18 protein-coding genes and 1 pseudogene are annotated in these 13,804 nt (G+C 67.8%); 14 read left to right on the top strand and 5 right to left on the bottom strand.

All coding sequences use genetic code 11. From position 1 onward, the window contains the following. The 6 genes from DI526_RS07345 to DI526_RS07370 all read left to right on the top strand — a co-directional run bounded on the left by DI526_RS07345 (position 1) and on the right by DI526_RS07370 (position 5,261). The gene (locus tag DI526_RS07345; RefSeq protein ID WP_304276089.1) at positions 1–924 is read left to right on the top strand and encodes an alpha/beta fold hydrolase; all 924 of its coding nucleotides are present in this window, start codon (positions 1–3) and stop codon (positions 922–924) included. Then, entirely contained in the window at positions 921–1,919 is a 999-nt protein-coding gene (locus DI526_RS07350; protein ID WP_304276177.1) for a glycosyltransferase family 9 protein, read from the top strand. Before DI526_RS07345 ends, DI526_RS07350 begins: the two co-directional genes overlap by 4 nt. Positions 1,920–1,981: 62 nt before the next feature. Continuing rightward, positions 1,982–2,212: an aa3-type cytochrome c oxidase subunit IV gene (locus DI526_RS07355; RefSeq protein WP_304276091.1), complete on the top strand. Its 231-nt coding sequence runs from the start codon at positions 1,982–1,984 to the stop codon at positions 2,210–2,212. A gap of 117 nt (positions 2,213–2,329) precedes the next feature. Continuing rightward, complete coding sequence (locus tag DI526_RS07360) at positions 2,330–3,472, top strand: Re/Si-specific NAD(P)(+) transhydrogenase subunit alpha (protein ID WP_304276094.1); 1,143 nt, start codon at positions 2,330–2,332, stop codon at positions 3,470–3,472. Between the two features lie 25 nt (positions 3,473–3,497). Further along, a complete protein-coding gene (locus DI526_RS07365) occupies positions 3,498–3,818 on the top strand; it encodes a proton-translocating transhydrogenase family protein (protein WP_304276097.1) in 321 nt (106 codons plus the stop codon). Positions 3,819–3,842: 24 nt separating this feature from the next. Beyond that, positions 3,843–5,261, top strand: coding sequence for an NAD(P)(+) transhydrogenase (Re/Si-specific) subunit beta (locus DI526_RS07370; protein ID WP_304276100.1), 1,419 nt, complete (start codon positions 3,843–3,845; stop codon positions 5,259–5,261). Between the two features lie 115 nt (positions 5,262–5,376). On the opposite strand, the gene DI526_RS07375 is transcribed toward DI526_RS07370, so the two are convergent. Continuing rightward, on the bottom strand, positions 5,377–5,727 hold the full coding sequence (locus tag DI526_RS07375; protein WP_304276103.1) for a UrcA family protein: 351 nt from the start codon (positions 5,725–5,727) through the stop codon (positions 5,377–5,379). 505 nt (positions 5,728–6,232) lie between these two features. On the opposite strand from DI526_RS07375, the gene DI526_RS07380 reads away from it, so the two are divergent. Both DI526_RS07380 and DI526_RS07385 read left to right on the top strand, forming a co-directional pair. Then, positions 6,233–6,913 carry a M23 family metallopeptidase gene (locus DI526_RS07380; protein WP_304276105.1) on the top strand — a complete coding sequence of 227 codons (681 nt, stop codon included), beginning with the start codon at positions 6,233–6,235 and terminating at the stop codon, positions 6,911–6,913. 60 nt (positions 6,914–6,973) lie between these two features. Continuing rightward, the gene (locus DI526_RS07385) at positions 6,974–7,930 is read left to right on the top strand and encodes an alpha/beta fold hydrolase (protein WP_304276108.1); all 957 of its coding nucleotides are present in this window, start codon (positions 6,974–6,976) and stop codon (positions 7,928–7,930) included. Between the two features lie 71 nt (positions 7,931–8,001). Here DI526_RS07385 and rpsU read toward each other — a convergent pair whose 3' ends face one another. Beyond that, the gene (rpsU, locus tag DI526_RS07390; RefSeq protein ID WP_082769410.1) at positions 8,002–8,238 is read right to left on the bottom strand and encodes a 30S ribosomal protein S21; all 237 of its coding nucleotides are present in this window, start codon (positions 8,236–8,238) and stop codon (positions 8,002–8,004) included. A 182-nt stretch (positions 8,239–8,420) separates the two neighbouring features. On the opposite strand from rpsU, the gene DI526_RS07395 reads away from it, so the two are divergent. Continuing rightward, a complete protein-coding gene (locus tag DI526_RS07395) occupies positions 8,421–9,101 on the top strand; it encodes a COQ9 family protein (protein WP_304276110.1) in 681 nt (226 codons plus the stop codon). Between the two features lie 9 nt (positions 9,102–9,110). Here the strand turns inward: DI526_RS07395 and DI526_RS07400 are convergent, their stop codons facing one another. Both DI526_RS07400 and DI526_RS07405 read right to left on the bottom strand, forming a co-directional pair. Then, positions 9,111–9,620: a DUF1465 family protein gene (locus tag DI526_RS07400; RefSeq protein ID WP_304276113.1), complete on the bottom strand. Its 510-nt coding sequence runs from the start codon at positions 9,618–9,620 to the stop codon at positions 9,111–9,113. A 191-nt stretch (positions 9,621–9,811) separates the two neighbouring features. Next, positions 9,812–10,018 (bottom strand): DUF1192 domain-containing protein, encoded by a 207-nt coding sequence (locus DI526_RS07405; RefSeq protein WP_304276114.1) that lies wholly within the window; start codon positions 10,016–10,018, stop codon positions 9,812–9,814. 74 nt (positions 10,019–10,092) lie between these two features. Here DI526_RS07405 and DI526_RS07410 point away from each other — a divergent pair, with 74 nt between their 5' ends. Beyond that, a complete protein-coding gene (locus tag DI526_RS07410) occupies positions 10,093–11,073 on the top strand; it encodes an NAD(P)H-quinone oxidoreductase (RefSeq protein WP_304276117.1) in 981 nt (326 codons plus the stop codon). Positions 11,074–11,196: 123 nt separating this feature from the next. After that, entirely contained in the window at positions 11,197–11,910 is a 714-nt protein-coding gene (locus DI526_RS07415; protein ID WP_304276120.1) for a DUF1013 domain-containing protein, read from the top strand. A gap of 205 nt (positions 11,911–12,115) precedes the next feature. On the opposite strand, the gene DI526_RS07420 is transcribed toward DI526_RS07415, so the two are convergent. Then, a complete protein-coding gene (locus DI526_RS07420) occupies positions 12,116–12,289 on the bottom strand; it encodes a YdcH family protein (RefSeq protein ID WP_304276122.1) in 174 nt (57 codons plus the stop codon). A gap of 129 nt (positions 12,290–12,418) precedes the next feature. Between DI526_RS07420 and DI526_RS07425 the strand changes: the two genes are divergently transcribed. The 3 genes and pseudogenes from DI526_RS07425 (at position 12,419) to DI526_RS07435 (ending at position 13,802) form a co-directional block, all read left to right on the top strand. Beyond that, a complete protein-coding gene (locus tag DI526_RS07425; RefSeq protein WP_304276125.1) occupies positions 12,419–13,048 on the top strand; it encodes a UbiX family flavin prenyltransferase in 630 nt (209 codons plus the stop codon). After that, positions 13,029–13,515, top strand: a pseudogene (locus tag DI526_RS07430) (TIGR02444 family protein). The gene DI526_RS07425 and the pseudogene DI526_RS07430 overlap by 20 nt, the downstream one beginning before the upstream one ends. A gap of 56 nt (positions 13,516–13,571) precedes the next feature. Further along, positions 13,572–13,802 carry a YdcH family protein gene (locus DI526_RS07435; RefSeq protein ID WP_304276180.1) on the top strand — a complete coding sequence of 77 codons (231 nt, stop codon included), beginning with the start codon at positions 13,572–13,574 and terminating at the stop codon, positions 13,800–13,802. The last annotated feature ends 2 nt before the right edge of the window (positions 13,803–13,804 follow it).

Raw genomic sequence — 13,804 nt, forward strand, 5'->3', positions numbered from 1 at the left:
ATGGCCGACGATCAGGCCGCGCCCGCTTCGCTGCTCGCCGCGTTCGGCGGCGAGCCTCCGCCCGCGCCGGCCTGGTTCGACGCGGCGGTCGCGGCGCTTCCCGAGCGGTCGATGATCGCTGTCGAGGGCGCGAACATCGAGCTCCTGACCTGGGGCGAGATCGGCAAGCCGGGCTTGCTTCTGCTGCACGGCAACGGCGCCCACGCCGACTGGTGGAGCTTCATCGCGCCGTTCTTCGCCAAGGACTGGCGGGTGGCGGCGATCTCGTGGTCGGGCATGGGCGGCAGCGACTGGCGCGGCGCCTACAGCGCCGAACTGTTCGCGGCCGAGATCTTCGCCGCGGTCGACGCCGCGGGGCTGGAGGCCGGCGGGGTCAAGCCGATCGTGGTGGGGCACTCGTTCGGCGGCTTTCCGACCCTGTACTGCGCCGCCCGCCACCCTGAGCGCCTGCGGGGCGCGATCATGGTCGACAGCAGCATCCAGCCGCCGGAAAAGCGCTGGAAGGGGCCGCCGCCGCGATCGGGCCAGGCCCTGCCCACCTATCCGACCCTTGAGGCGGCCCTCACCCGGTTCCGCCTTGCGCCGCCGCAGCCCTGCGAGAACCTCTATATCGCCGACTTCATCGCCCGCCGCTCGCTGAAGACGGTCGACGGCGGCTGGACCTGGAAGTTCGATCCAGACCTCTGGCACAACTTCAAAATGCCTGATCTTGGGGCACTGTTGCCTCAGATTGCTTGTTCCGCCGCCTTGATGTGGGGCGAGCGCTCGAACCTGATGCATGCGGATACCTTGGATTATATGCTCGCGCAGATGCCCAAGGACGTGCTGCTCTTGCCTATCCCGGACGCCGACCACCACGTGATGATCGATCAGCCCCTGGCCTTCGTGGCGGGCTTGCGAGGACTGCTGGCCGCCTGGGACTGACGGCCGCCATGGCCGGCCCGGTCATTGTCTATGCGCCCGATCGGGGGATCGGCGATCTGATGTGGCACCTGCCGACGATCCGCGCGATCGCCGCGACGACGCCGGAGGGGCAGGTGGTGCTGGTGGCCCGGCCCTCCAGCCGCGCCGCCGAGGTCCTGAAGGTCGAGCCGACAGTGACCAGGGTGCTGTATGCGCCCCACTACAAGGACCGGCTGAAGGGTGTCCGCGAGACGCTCGATTTCTACCGCCTGTGCCGGTCCGAGCGACCGCGCGCGGTGTGGATCCTGGAGAAGATCGACCGCCCCGCGATCGCCGCCTTCCTGGCCGGCTCGCCCGAGCGGCGCGGCTTTGGCCTGGGGCACGGTCAGGAGCGGTTCCTGAGCCAAGGGCCTTTCCTGCCCAAGGCCATGCGGCCCGCCCACCGGATCGACAAGCTCGCGGCCTTCGAGAAGGCGCACGGCCTCGTCGTGGAGAGCCGCGAGCCGGCGCTCAAGCTGGATCCCGATGCGGTGGCGGCGGTCAGGGCGCGCTACGCCGATCGGCCCGGCCCTTGGCTGTGCCTGGGAATCGGCGCCAGCGAGCCGGCGCGCACCTGGCCCGCCGAGCGCTTCGCTGAAGCGGCCGCTCGCCTTTCGGACCTGTTCGGGACCGTCTTCTGGGTCGGCGGTCCGCACGAGGCGGAGGGAGCCAAGGCCGCCATCGGCGACCTGCCGGGCAATGTCGCGGCCTGCGATCTGCCTCTGGACCAGTCCGCCGCCCTGATCTCGCTGTCGGCCGGCTTCCTCGGCAACGACTCGGGCGCACTGAACGTGGCCGCCGCCGTGGGGACGCCATGCGTCGGCCTGATGGGCACCGCGCCCTTGCCGGCCTATTCCCGCTGGCTGACGCGGCTGGACGGCGGGGCGGGCAGAATCGCCGACATCACCGTCGACCAGGCCGTCGACGCCGTTCGCGATCGCTTCCGCGCGGAAGGCTGGGGCGATTCGAGCGCTTGAGCGTTTGGCGGTCGCGTTGTATCCGCGAAGAACAAAATTCTTTCCGCACTTAGGGACGACACATGGCCGGCGATTATCACCGCGGTGAAATGGATATCTCGGAACAGGCGGCGACCTACGCCGCGTTCGGCAAGATGACGAAGTGGGGCTCGCTGGCCGTCTCCGTCCTGCTGCTGTTCATCACCCTGCTGTTCTGCACGCCGGCCGGCTTCATTGGTAGCGCTATCGCCGCCGTGGTGCTGTTGGCCCTGGGCGTTGTTCTGCTTCGCGAAAAGCCAGCCTCGGCCCACTGACACCGGTAGACATCGGCATATTTTTTCCCTGACGCGCACGTCATGCCTCGACAAGAGGCAAGACTATCCCCTACAGAGCGCCTCATCCTGATGAGGTAACAGCGCTCTGGGAGGGGTATGCCGATGGCCGTCATCGCCGTCACGAAAGAAACCCGCGCGAACGAGACGCGGGTCGCGGCCACGCCTGAAACCGTCAAGAAGCTCGGCGCCGCCGGCTTCTCGGTTGTGGTGCAGGCCGGGGCCGGGACGGCCGCGTCCTATCCGGACGCCGACTACGAAGCGGCGGGCGCCAAGATCGCGCCGACCGCCGCCGAAGCGATTCAAGGCGCCGACGTCCTGTTCAAGGTGCGCGCGCCCGAAGCCGCCGAGATCGCGGGCCTGAAGAGTGGCGCGATCGTCGCCGCCGCCCTCAATCCCTACCAGGACAAGGAGACGCTGGACGCCCTGGCCAAGGCCGGCGCGACGGCGATCGCCATGGAGTTCATCCCGCGCATCACCCGCGCCCAGGTGATGGACATGCTCTCCAGCCAGGCCAACCTCGCCGGCTATCGCGCCGTGATCGAGGGCGCGGAAGCCTACGGCAAGGCCCTGCCGATGATGATGACCGCCGCCGGCACCGTCGCCGCGGCCAAGGTGTTCATCATGGGCGTGGGCGTCGCCGGCCTGCAGGCCATCGCCACCGCCCGCCGTCTTGGCGCGGTCGTGACCGCCACCGACGTGCGTCCGGCCACCAAGGAGCAGGTCGAGTCGCTGGGCGCCAAGTTCCTGGCCGTCGAGGACGAGGAGTTCAAGAACGCCCAGACCGCCGGCGGCTACGCCAAGGAGATGTCCAAGGAGTACCAGGCCAAGCAGGCCGAGCTGGTTTCCTCGCACATCGCCAAGCAGGACATCGTGATCACCACCGCCCTGATCCCGGGCCGTCCCGCGCCGAAGCTGGTCACGGCCGCCCAGGTCGCCTCGATGAAGCCCGGCTCGATCCTGGTCGACCTGGCCATCGAGCAAGGCGGCAATGTCGAGGGCGCCAAGCTCAACGAGACGGTCGTCACCGCCAATGGCGTGAAGATCCTCGGTCACGCCAATCTGCCGGGCCGCATCGCCGCCGACGCCAGCGCGTTCTATTCGCGCAACCTCGTCGCGCTGTCGGCCCTGTTCACGAACAAGGAGGGCGCCTTCGCCCCCGACTTCGAGGACGAGATCCTGAAGGCCGCCGTCGTCACCCAGGGCGGCGCGATCGTCCACCCGAACCTGAAGACCGCCTAACCACGCCATCGAAAGGGAGGCTCCCATGGAAGCCGTCGACCCCACCGTGTTCCGTCTGGCGATCTTCGTGCTCGCCATCTTCGTCGGCTACTACGTCGTCTGGAGCGTGACGCCCGCGCTGCACACGCCGCTGATGGCCGTGACCAACGCCATCTCGTCGGTGATCATCGTCGGCGCCCTGCTGGCCGCCGCCGCCCATGGGGCGTCCGGTGAAGCCGTCGCCGGCTCGGTCTGGATCTCCAAGGGCGCCGGCGCGGTCGCCGCGGCCTTCGCGGCGGTCAACATCTTCGGCGGCTTCCTCGTCACCCAGCGGATGCTGGCGATGTACAAGAAGAAGTCGAAGTAAGCGGCCGAGAGGGGGAGAAACACCATGAACGCCAATCTCGCCGCCATCCTGTACCTCGTCTCCGGGGTGCTGTTCATCCTGGCGCTGCGCGGGCTGTCCAGCCCCGAGACCAGCCGCAAGGGCAACACCTACGGCATGGTCGGCATGGCCATCGCCGTGGCCACCGTGCTGTCGACCCTGTGGTCGCAAGGCGCGCTGGACGCCGTCACCCTGGGCCTGATCGTCGGCGGCGTCGCCGTCGGCGGCGGCGTGGGGGCGGTGATCGCCCGCAAGGTGCCGATGACCTCGATGCCGCAGCTGGTCGCCGCCTTCCACTCGCTGGTCGGCATGGCCGCCTGCCTCGTGGCCGTGGCCGCCATCTACACGCCCGCCGCCTACGGCATCGTCGGGGCGGACGGCCATATCCACCTCAACAGCCTGATCGAGCTGTCGCTGGGCCTGGCCATCGGCGCCATCACCTTCACCGGTTCGGTCATCGCCTTCGCCAAGCTGAACGGCAACATGGGCGGCGCGCCGATCCTGCTGCCGGCCCGCCACCTGCTGAACATCGTGATCGCCTTGGCGATCGTCGCCCTGGTCGTGGTGCTGGTGGTCAGCGGCGGTTCGGCCATCTGGGCCTTCTGGGGCATCTTCGCCCTCTCCCTGCTGATCGGCGTCACCCTGATCATCCCGATCGGCGGTGCGGACATGCCGGTCGTGGTGTCGATGCTGAACAGCTATTCCGGCTGGGCGGCGGCGGCGCTCGGCTTCACGCTCGAGAACACCACCCTGATCATCACCGGCGCCCTCGTCGGCTCGTCGGGCGCGATCCTGTCCTACATCATGTGCAAGGGCATGAACCGCTCGTTCGTCTCGGTGATCCTGGGCGGCTTCGGCGCCGACGCCGCGGCGGCCGGTCCGGGCGGCAAGGTCGAGACGCGCCCGGTCAAGCAGGGCTCGGCCGACGATGCGGCCTTCATCATGAAGAACGCCAGCAAGGTCATCATCGTCCCGGGCTACGGCATGGCCGTCTCGCAAGCCCAGCACGCCCTGCGCGAAATGGCCGACAAGCTGAAGGAGGAGGGCGTCGAGGTGAAGTACGCCATCCACCCGGTCGCTGGCCGCATGCCGGGGCACATGAACGTGCTGCTGGCCGAAGCCAACGTGCCTTATGACGAGGTCTTCGAGCTGGAAGACATCAACAGCGAGTTCTCGACGGCGGACGTGGCCTTCGTGATCGGCGCCAACGACGTCACCAACCCGGCGGCCAAGACCGATCCGCAAAGCCCGATCTTCGGCATGCCGATCCTGGACGTCGAAAAGGCCCGCACGGTGCTCTTCGTGAAGCGCGGCATGTCCTCGGGCTATGCCGGGGTGGAGAACGAGCTGTTCTTCAAGGACAACACCATGATGCTGTTCGCCGACGCCAAGAAGATGGTCGAAGGCATCGTGAAGGGCCTCTAGGGCTTTCCCGAGACCTTCAAGAACGCGAAAGGCCCCGGCGGTGACGCCGGGGCCTTTTTCGTGGCCGGAGGGGCGAGGGCGCGGTGGTCGGGCGCCCTCGCTTTCGGTCCATCGATCACTGCGCGGCGACCTCGACGGTCGGGGCGGCGGCGGCCACGGTCAGCGCCTGGCGTTGGGCCTTGGGCAGCTGGCGAGCGGCTTCGCGTTGACCGTTGGCGACGCAGGCGCGGATCGGCATGGCCAGGCCTTCGCTGCCGGTCATCTTGGCGCGGCAGAGCTTGTTGGCGGCGGTCTCGACGCGGGCCTTGAAGATCGCGGCCTGGGCCGAGTCGGCCAGGTTCAGGTCGCCATAGGCGATGCGAGCGGTCGGCTCGGCGGCGTTGGCGGCCTGGGTCAGGCCCAGGATCGGAACGGCGGCCAGGCTCAGGCTGGCGACGGTGGTGACGCTCATGATGAACTTGCGCATTTGAAGTATCCCTCTTAAATGGCGCTGTTCGTCGCGCCGATGAATACTGTATACATTTGTGTTTTCGCGAAAGCTCGTTACGTCTGTTTCATGACGTGTAATTAAGCGAGTGAATGAATATTAATTCATGACTTCAAGGTAATGATCGCTGGCGGGCGAAAGGTGTGCGCGTGGCGCGGCGCATTCCGGGCGTGACGTCAGTGTTCGCGCTCGAACTACAAGTGAAATGGCGACGCTTCCGTCAATTCGGTGCGCGAAAACCCATATTATCGCAAACAAATGGTTAAGCTGCGCCCTGTTTTGGTCAAAAGGGCAAGTCATAGAGCCCGCCATTCATCATCCCGAAACGTCGAATATGTGAGTTGATCCGCCTTGGCGCGGTCCTCTCGATTGACCGGATATCCCGAGAGGTAATGGTTTGATCTCACGAAGCCTGGCTTTTCCGTCTCCGCATCTTCGCCTTGCGTTCTTTGCGGCGCTAGGCGTCGCGGCCACGGTCGGCGCCTTGAACGGCGTCGCCGCGCTGGGCGCCTGGATGGCCGAGCCGCCAGCCCTCGCCAGCGCCGCCGCCGATGACGCGGCGCCTCCGGTCGCCGAGCCCGAGGTGTCCGAGCCGCCGCCGCCGGCCTTCGTGTTCGACGCGCCGCTGCCCGGCCGGGTCATCGACTCGCCGTTCGGCCTGCGTCAGTTGCCGTGGGAAGACAATGGCCGCCTGCACCAGGGCGTCGACATCGCCGCGCCGGCCGGCGCGGCGGTCAAGGCCTCGGCCGACGGCGTGGTCAAGCGCACCGGCGTCAGCTCGACCTATGGCCGTTTCGTCGAGGTGATGCACAAGGGCGGCATGACCACCTTCTACGCCCACCTCAAGGCGCCGGCCCGAGGCGTCAAGCCGGGCGCCTATGTCCATCGCGGGGCGACGGTGGCCTTTGTCGGCAATTCGGGGCGCTCGACCGGATCGCACCTGCATTTCGAGATCCGCAAGGGCGACAAGCCGCTGAACCCGGCCTTCTTCATCGGGCGCAGCTTCGCAGAGGCCGAGGACATGCCGATCCGCGCGGCGGGCCGTGTCTCCAAGACGGTGCGCCTGGCGGTGGTCTCCAAGTGGCCTGAGGGCGTGAAGGGCGCGCCGGTCACGCGGACCAAGGGCGGCCGCGTTCGCGCGCGGATCCCCGTCTCCGAGGGATAAATCTCCGAACCCGGCGCAACGCGGCTCGACGCGTCACAAACCGTCCCTACATTGAACGCCATGATCCAGTTTCTCGGCCGTGGCGTCGCGGGCTTCGCGCTCCTGCTTGTGTCCTATATCGCGGTCGGCGGGCTGATGAGCGCCAACGGCGCGCCCAAGCCCCGAGGGCATATGGTCGAGATCGAGCCGGGGCGCGCGCTGCGGCTGGTCTGCGAAGGCCCCAAGAGCGATCGGCCTGTCGTCTGGCTGGAGTCGGGCGCCTTTGGCCTCGCGGCCGACTGGGGCGCGGTGCAGGAAGCCCTGACCGCCGCCGGCTGGCGCTCCTGCGCCTATGACCGGGCGGGCATGGGCTTTTCGCCGCCGGGGCCCAGGCCGCGCGACGGGCTGGCGATCGTGTCCGACTTCGAAAAGCTGATCGCGGCCTCCGGCGAGCCGGGGCCCTACATCCTGGTCGGCCATTCGATGGCGGGGCTGCGCCTACGCGAGTTCGCCGGCCGCAACCCCGACAAGGTGGCGGGTCTGGTCCTGGCCGACGCCGCCACCCCCGAGGCCGCCCAGAACCCGCAGATGCGGGGCTTCATCAAGGCCTTCGCCAACATCTCGCGTTGGGCGGCGCGCGGCGCGTCAATCGGTCTCTACAAGCCTCTGGTCCACACGCGCCTGGGCGACAAGATCGACCTGCCGCCGGCGGCCAAGGCCGAGAAGAGCTGGGCCTTCGCCAACGGCCGCCATAACAGGACCGCGGCCGAGGAGGTCGAGCTGTGGGCGGAAGCCTCGGCCCAGGCTGGCCAGCAGCCGCCCTTCGATCCGAAATGGCCGGTCGCGGTGGTCACGGCGGGGCCCGTCGCCGGGCGCGAGGCGCGCAAGGAAATGCAGGCCGCGCCCGCTCGCCGTTCGGAACACGGCATGGTCGACCACGTCGAGGCCGCCACCCATACCCTGCTGATCGGCCGCCGCTTCGCCGATCACATCGTCCGCGCCGTGGCGTTCGTGGCGGACGCGCGGACGAAGGGCTGAACCAAAAGAAAAGGCCGCGCGGATCGCCGCGCGGCCTTTTCGAATCTTCGGCGATGCGAAGGGAGGGGGTCTTAGCGACCGCCAGCCTTCTTCGGCATCGGCAGCAGGCCTTCGCGCTGAGCGCGCTTGCGGGCCAGCTTGCGGGCGCGACGGACGGCTTCAGCCTTTTGGCGAGCGCGCTTTTCCGACGGCTTTTCGTAGTGCACGTGCCGCTTCATTTCGCGGAACGAGCCTTCGCGTTGCATCTTCTTCTTCAGAGCCTTCAGGGCCTGATCGACATTGTTGTCGCGGACGAAAATCTGGACCAGGGGTATCTCTCCATTCGACAGCCCGACCAATATTCCCAAGTCCCTCTTGAGGGGCCGGGCGGGCGAACAAAACCGGGTAACCTGGAAGGGGTGCTCCCAGGCGATGAGGCGGGGCTGATAGCAGAGCGCGCGCGTCCTGTCCATGCGCGACGCGGCCTAAACCTCGGTGTAGACTCGGATTCATGAGCGAAAATGTCGACACATCCGGTCAAGCTTCGGGTCAGGCGGGCGTGAGCTGGGCCGACTCGGCCGAGCAACGCGTCCTCGACGAGGCGCTGCGGCTGGCGTCGAGCGCCGGCTGGAACGCCGGACTCGTCAGCCGCGCCCTGGCGGCGGCGGGCCTTTCCGAGGCCGAGGGCCAGCTCCTGCTGCCCGAGGGGCCGCGCGATCTGGCCGCCCTGCTATCGCGACGCCATGACGCGGCGGCGATGGAGCGGCTGCGGACCTTCGATCTCGCCGCCCTAAAGATTCGTCAGCGGATTCGCGAGGGCGTGATCGCCCGACTCGACGCGGCCCAGGAGAACGCCGACGTGCTGCGGCCGCTCGCCGTGTTCCTGGCCTTCCCGACCAACCTGCCGCTCGCCGCCCGCCTGACCTGGGAATCGGCCGATGCGATCTGGCGCTGGGCCGGCGATACGGCGACCGACGAGAACCACTATTCGAAGCGCGCGATCCTGTCGGGGATCCTGGTCTCGACCCTGGCGGTCGACATGGCCTCGGGCCGGACCTCTGCGCTGTCGCACCTGGACGCCCGCATCGACAACGTCATGGCCTTCGAAAAATGGAAGGCGGGCCTGAAGCCGATGGACCTCGCGGGCGAGATGGTCGGGGCGCTGGCGAAGATGCGCTACGGAGGTCGCTAAGGCGCGGCCTTACCCCCCGAACGCCGCGGCCAGGCGGTCGAAGTGGGCCTGCACCGGGCGCGGGGCCTCTTCGTTGGGCGATTCCACGTACATGCGACGGTCCAGGTGCCGGACGCGCTCGTACAGGCGCTCGGAGCGGTGCAGCAGGTTGGTCAGGCCGAACGGTAGGTCCTCGACCGGGACGGCCGCGCCCATCGCCTCTTCGGCCAGGCGGTAATTGTCGGCGCAGGCGGTCTCGGGCGGCATCTCGCCTTCGCGGACGGCCCGCTGGACCAGCAGCCACGAGGCCACCTGCATCAGGCGGGTGGTCAGGCGCATGCTTTCGCTGGCGTAGGCCAGTGCGGCGTTGCGCGAGAGGATCTTGCTGTCATGCCGGCCGGCCCCGTCGAGATAGGCGGCGGTCTCCTCGACCAGCTGCATGCCTTCCTCGAACGTGCGGTCGAACAGTTCCGATCGGGCGAAGTCCTGGATGACTCCGGCGCGCCAAGGCGTATCGGCCAACGCGTTGACTTCGGTCATGGCTACTCTTTGCCCCTTCGAAAGGCCGCGAGGACGTCTCGCTGGATGGAGGGAACTGCAACCCTCGTGCCAGACGCCGGTGTCCCGTTTCGCGACCGTCCCCCTTCGAACCGCCTGCATCTAAGACCGTCCGAAAGCGAATTGGAACGCTTTAAGATGCCAGTAACCTCACCGAAACCTTAAAAGAAGCGTTAGTCGAGGCGACCAAACAGCGCATTGGCCGCATCGCGGCCGGCCTTCTTCTTGGCCAGCTGGGCCTTGGTGCGCTCGATCTCGGCCTGCAGGGCGGCGATCCGCTCCTCGAGTTCCGAAACGCCGTAGATTTCCAGGTCCTCGTGCGTGGCCTCGCTCAGAGCGCGTCCGCTGAAGGTGCGGGGTTCCGCAGCATCCTCGAACATCGGCTTTCTCCCTTTTCCAGCCGTCATCTGACGCCTACCTAGGTCGCAAGGCAAGTCACAGAGGGAAGCCGGCCATGGGCGAGACGATGACCGCGATCGCGATCGAGGGCGGCAAGGGCCCCGCCGAGGCGCTAAAGGCCGTGACCGCCGAACGTCCCGAACCGGGACCCGGCCAGATCCTGATCAAGGTCGCGGCCGCCGGGGTGAACCGTCCCGATCTCCTGCAGCGCCTGGGCTTCTACCCGCCGCCGCCGGGCGCGCCGGCGACCCTGGGCCTGGAGGTCGCGGGCGAGGTCGTCGTGGGCGCGGGGCGCTGGAAGGCCGGCGACAAGGTCTGCGCCCTGCTGGGCGGCGGCGGCTACGCCGAATACGCCGTCGTCGACGCCCGTCATGCCCTGCCGATCCCCGGCGAGCTCGACCTCATCCACGCCGCGGCTCTGCCGGAGACGGTGTTCACGGTGTTCGCGAACGTGTTCGAGCACGGCGCCCTGAAGGCTGGCGAGACGCTGCTGGTTCATGGTGGGACGTCCGGAATTGGGACGACCGCGATCGCCATGGCCAAGGCCGCCGGCGCCAAGGTCATCGCCACGGGGCGCGGCGCCGACAAGAAGGCCAAGGCGCTCGAACTCGGCGCCGACATCGCGATCGACGCCAAGACCGAGGACTTCGCCGAGGTGGTCAAGGCGGCCGGCGGCGCCGACGTGATCCTCGACATGGTCGGGGCCAGCTATTTCGACAAGAACCTCGACGCCCTGAACACCGGCGGCCGCATCGTCTACATCGCCAGCCTGGGCGGTTCGACGCTGGAGGTCCCGGTGATGAAGATCATGCAGAAGCGGGCGGCGATCACCGGCTCGACCCTGCGCCCCCGCTCGGCCGACGAGAAGGCGCGCCTCGCCGCCGAGGTCGAGCGCGTGGCCTGGCCCTGGGTGGCGGCCGGCAAGCTGAAGCCGATCGTCGACGCGACCTTCCCGCTCGAAGAGGCGGCCCAGGCCCACGCGCACCTCGAGGCCGGAGAGCACGTCGGCAAGGTGGTGCTGGTGGTGGGTGGTTGAACGCCTCGCGTTGGACGGGCGGAGGCTATTGATCCCCGTTCCCTTTTTGCGAGAACCGCATTATAGCGGTTACCACATCCCGCCCGGCCGAAAGGCCGGGCGCCGTCATTTCTGGAGGACCGCATGTCCGACATCCTGATGCCCAAGGCGACCGCCGTCTGGTTGGTGGACAACACCTCGCTGAGCTTCGAGCAGATCGCCGACTTCTGCGGCCTGCACCCGCTGGAAGTGCGCGGCATCGCCGACGGCGAAGTGGCGCGCGACATCCGCGGCGCCGACCCGATCGGCAATGGCCAGCTGACCCGGGAGGAGCTGGACCGCGCCCAGCGCAATCCGGACTACCGGATGAAGGCCCAGGTCAGCCGTCACGCCGAGCTGCTGAAGCCGGCCAAGAAGGCCCCGCGCTATACGCCGGTCTCGCGTCGCCAGGACCGCCCGGACGCCATCGCCTGGTTCCTGCGCCACCACCCCGAAGTGACCGACGCCCAGATCTCCAAGATCCTCGGCACCACCAAGGCCACGATCGAGCAGGTCCGCGCCCGCACCCACTGGAACGCGGCCAACATCAAGCCGGTCGATCCGGTGACCCTGGGCCTCGTCGGCCAGCTGGAACTCGACGCCCTGGTCAAGAAGGCCGCCGAGAAGAAGGCCAAGGACGACGCCAAGCGCGGCATCGTGCCGGAAGACCCGACCCTGCGTCCGGCTTCCGAAGCCGGCCAGTTCGAACCCGAGGTCGAGGAAGAGGAAGAAGACTTCCGCGCGCCCCGCGGCGACCTCAAGGCCGAGGACGTGTTCGGCAAGTCGTCGGGCTATGTCGACGAGGAAGACGAAGACTGAAACAAGCCCGGCCTCCCCGGCGAATGCCGGGGCCCAGCCCGATAGAATTGGGCTGACGGGATGAACTCAGAGCTTCTGGAACCCATCTCGACACCCTTCCATCTGGGCCCCGGCATTCGCCGGGGAAATCGGGTAGTGGGGTCGGAAAAACAAAGGCCCCGCTCCTTGCCGGAGCGGGGCCTCTCGTTTTTCGGCTGCCTAGCAGCTAGTGCATTCGCGATCGAAGGCCTTCGATCTCTTCCTTCAGCCTAAGCTTCTGCCGCTTGAGCTCCCTGAGCAGCGTTGGGTCGTAACCGGGTCGATTGGTCTCCTCCTGGATCTTGCGATCGAGGTTCTCGTGACGGGACCCAAGCTCGCGGATACGGGATTCGATGGCCATGGCTCTCGGCTCCTTGCTGTTGGAGAGGAAAGTGAACACCCGCTGCGCGAGGCTGTCAGATCACATATGATTGCAACCGGCGGCGCTTGACGTCGCCGTTTTTGCTCCCATGACGGACGAACATTCACCATGACCGAGCTTTCGCAGACCGTTGATCGACAAAGACTAGCGGTCGGCATCACCGGCGCCTCCGGCGTCGTCTACGGCCTGCGGATGCTGGATGCGCTACGCGAGCTGGGCGTCGAGAGCCACCTCGTTCTGTCCAAATCGGCGGCGTTGACGCTCGCCCAGGAGGCAGACCTGACGGTCTCCGAGGTCAACGCCATGGCCGACGTTGTCCACCGCGCCGCCGACGTCGGCGCCTCGATCGCTTCCGGCTCGTTCCGGACCCTGGGCATGGTCGTCGCGCCATGCTCGGTGCGGACGATGAGCGAGATCGCCACAGGCGTAACGTCTTCGCTGCTGACCCGCGCCGCCGACGTGACCTTGAAGGAGCGCCGGACCCTCGTCCTGATGATCCGCGAGACGCCGCTGCACCTGGGCCACCTGCGGACCATGACCAAGCTGGCCGAGATGGGCGCGGTGATCGCTCCGCCGCTGCCGGCCTTCTACGCCAAGCCCGCCACGATCGCCGAGATGGTCGACCAGTCGGTGGGCCGGGTCCTGGACCTGTTCGACCTCTCCTGGCGGCCGGTGAAGCGCTGGGGCGAGGACCTGGAGACCATCACCGGCAAGGGCGATTCTGGGGGCGAGGGTTAACGGCGATGCGGATCTGGGACTGGGCCCTGGAGGTCTATGCGCGACAACCTGTCGCGGACGCCTGCCTGAACCTGCAGGACGGTCACGGCCAGAACGTGCCCTACCTGCTGTGGGCCGCCTGGGCCGCGGGCGAGGGCCGCTCGGCGGACCTGAAGGTGGCCGCCCGGCTGATGCGCGACTGGGACGCCGAGATCGGCGCGCCGCTGCGCGGCGTGCGCCGGGCTCTGAAGCCCGCGCGCCCGCCGGTCGACGACGCGGCCAAGGAGGCGCTGCGCGACGCGGTCAAAAAGGTCGAGCTGCAGGGCGAGCGCGTGCTGCTGGAAAGCCTGGAGGCCTTGACCGGTCCGGCGGGCGATCCGGCCTCGCTGATCGACGGCCTCGTCGCCGCCGCCGAAGCCTCCGGAGACCCGCCGCGCCGGGCGGCGCTGGAGCGCCTCGCGAACGCCCTTGAAAATAAGGCGCTTTAAGCGCCTTTACCGGTCGTCAGCCTTTCCCATCTATTCTTCTAACGGGCCCATCTGAGATCATGTCCATGAACGACGACGATCCGTCGGACGACTCCGACATCGCGATCGAACGCCGCCTCGCCGACCTGCGCGAGGAGCACAAGGATCTCGACGACGCCATCAAGGCGCTGGAAGAGCGCTACCAGCCCGACATGCTGCAGATCGCCCGCCTGAAGCGGAAGAAGCTGGCCCTGAAGGACGAGATCATCCGGCTGGAAGACCTGCTGATGCCGGACATCATCGCGTAAGA

Source organism: Caulobacter segnis (assembly GCF_003243465.1).
Taxonomy (GTDB): Bacteria; Pseudomonadota; Alphaproteobacteria; order Caulobacterales; family Caulobacteraceae; genus Caulobacter; species Caulobacter segnis_A.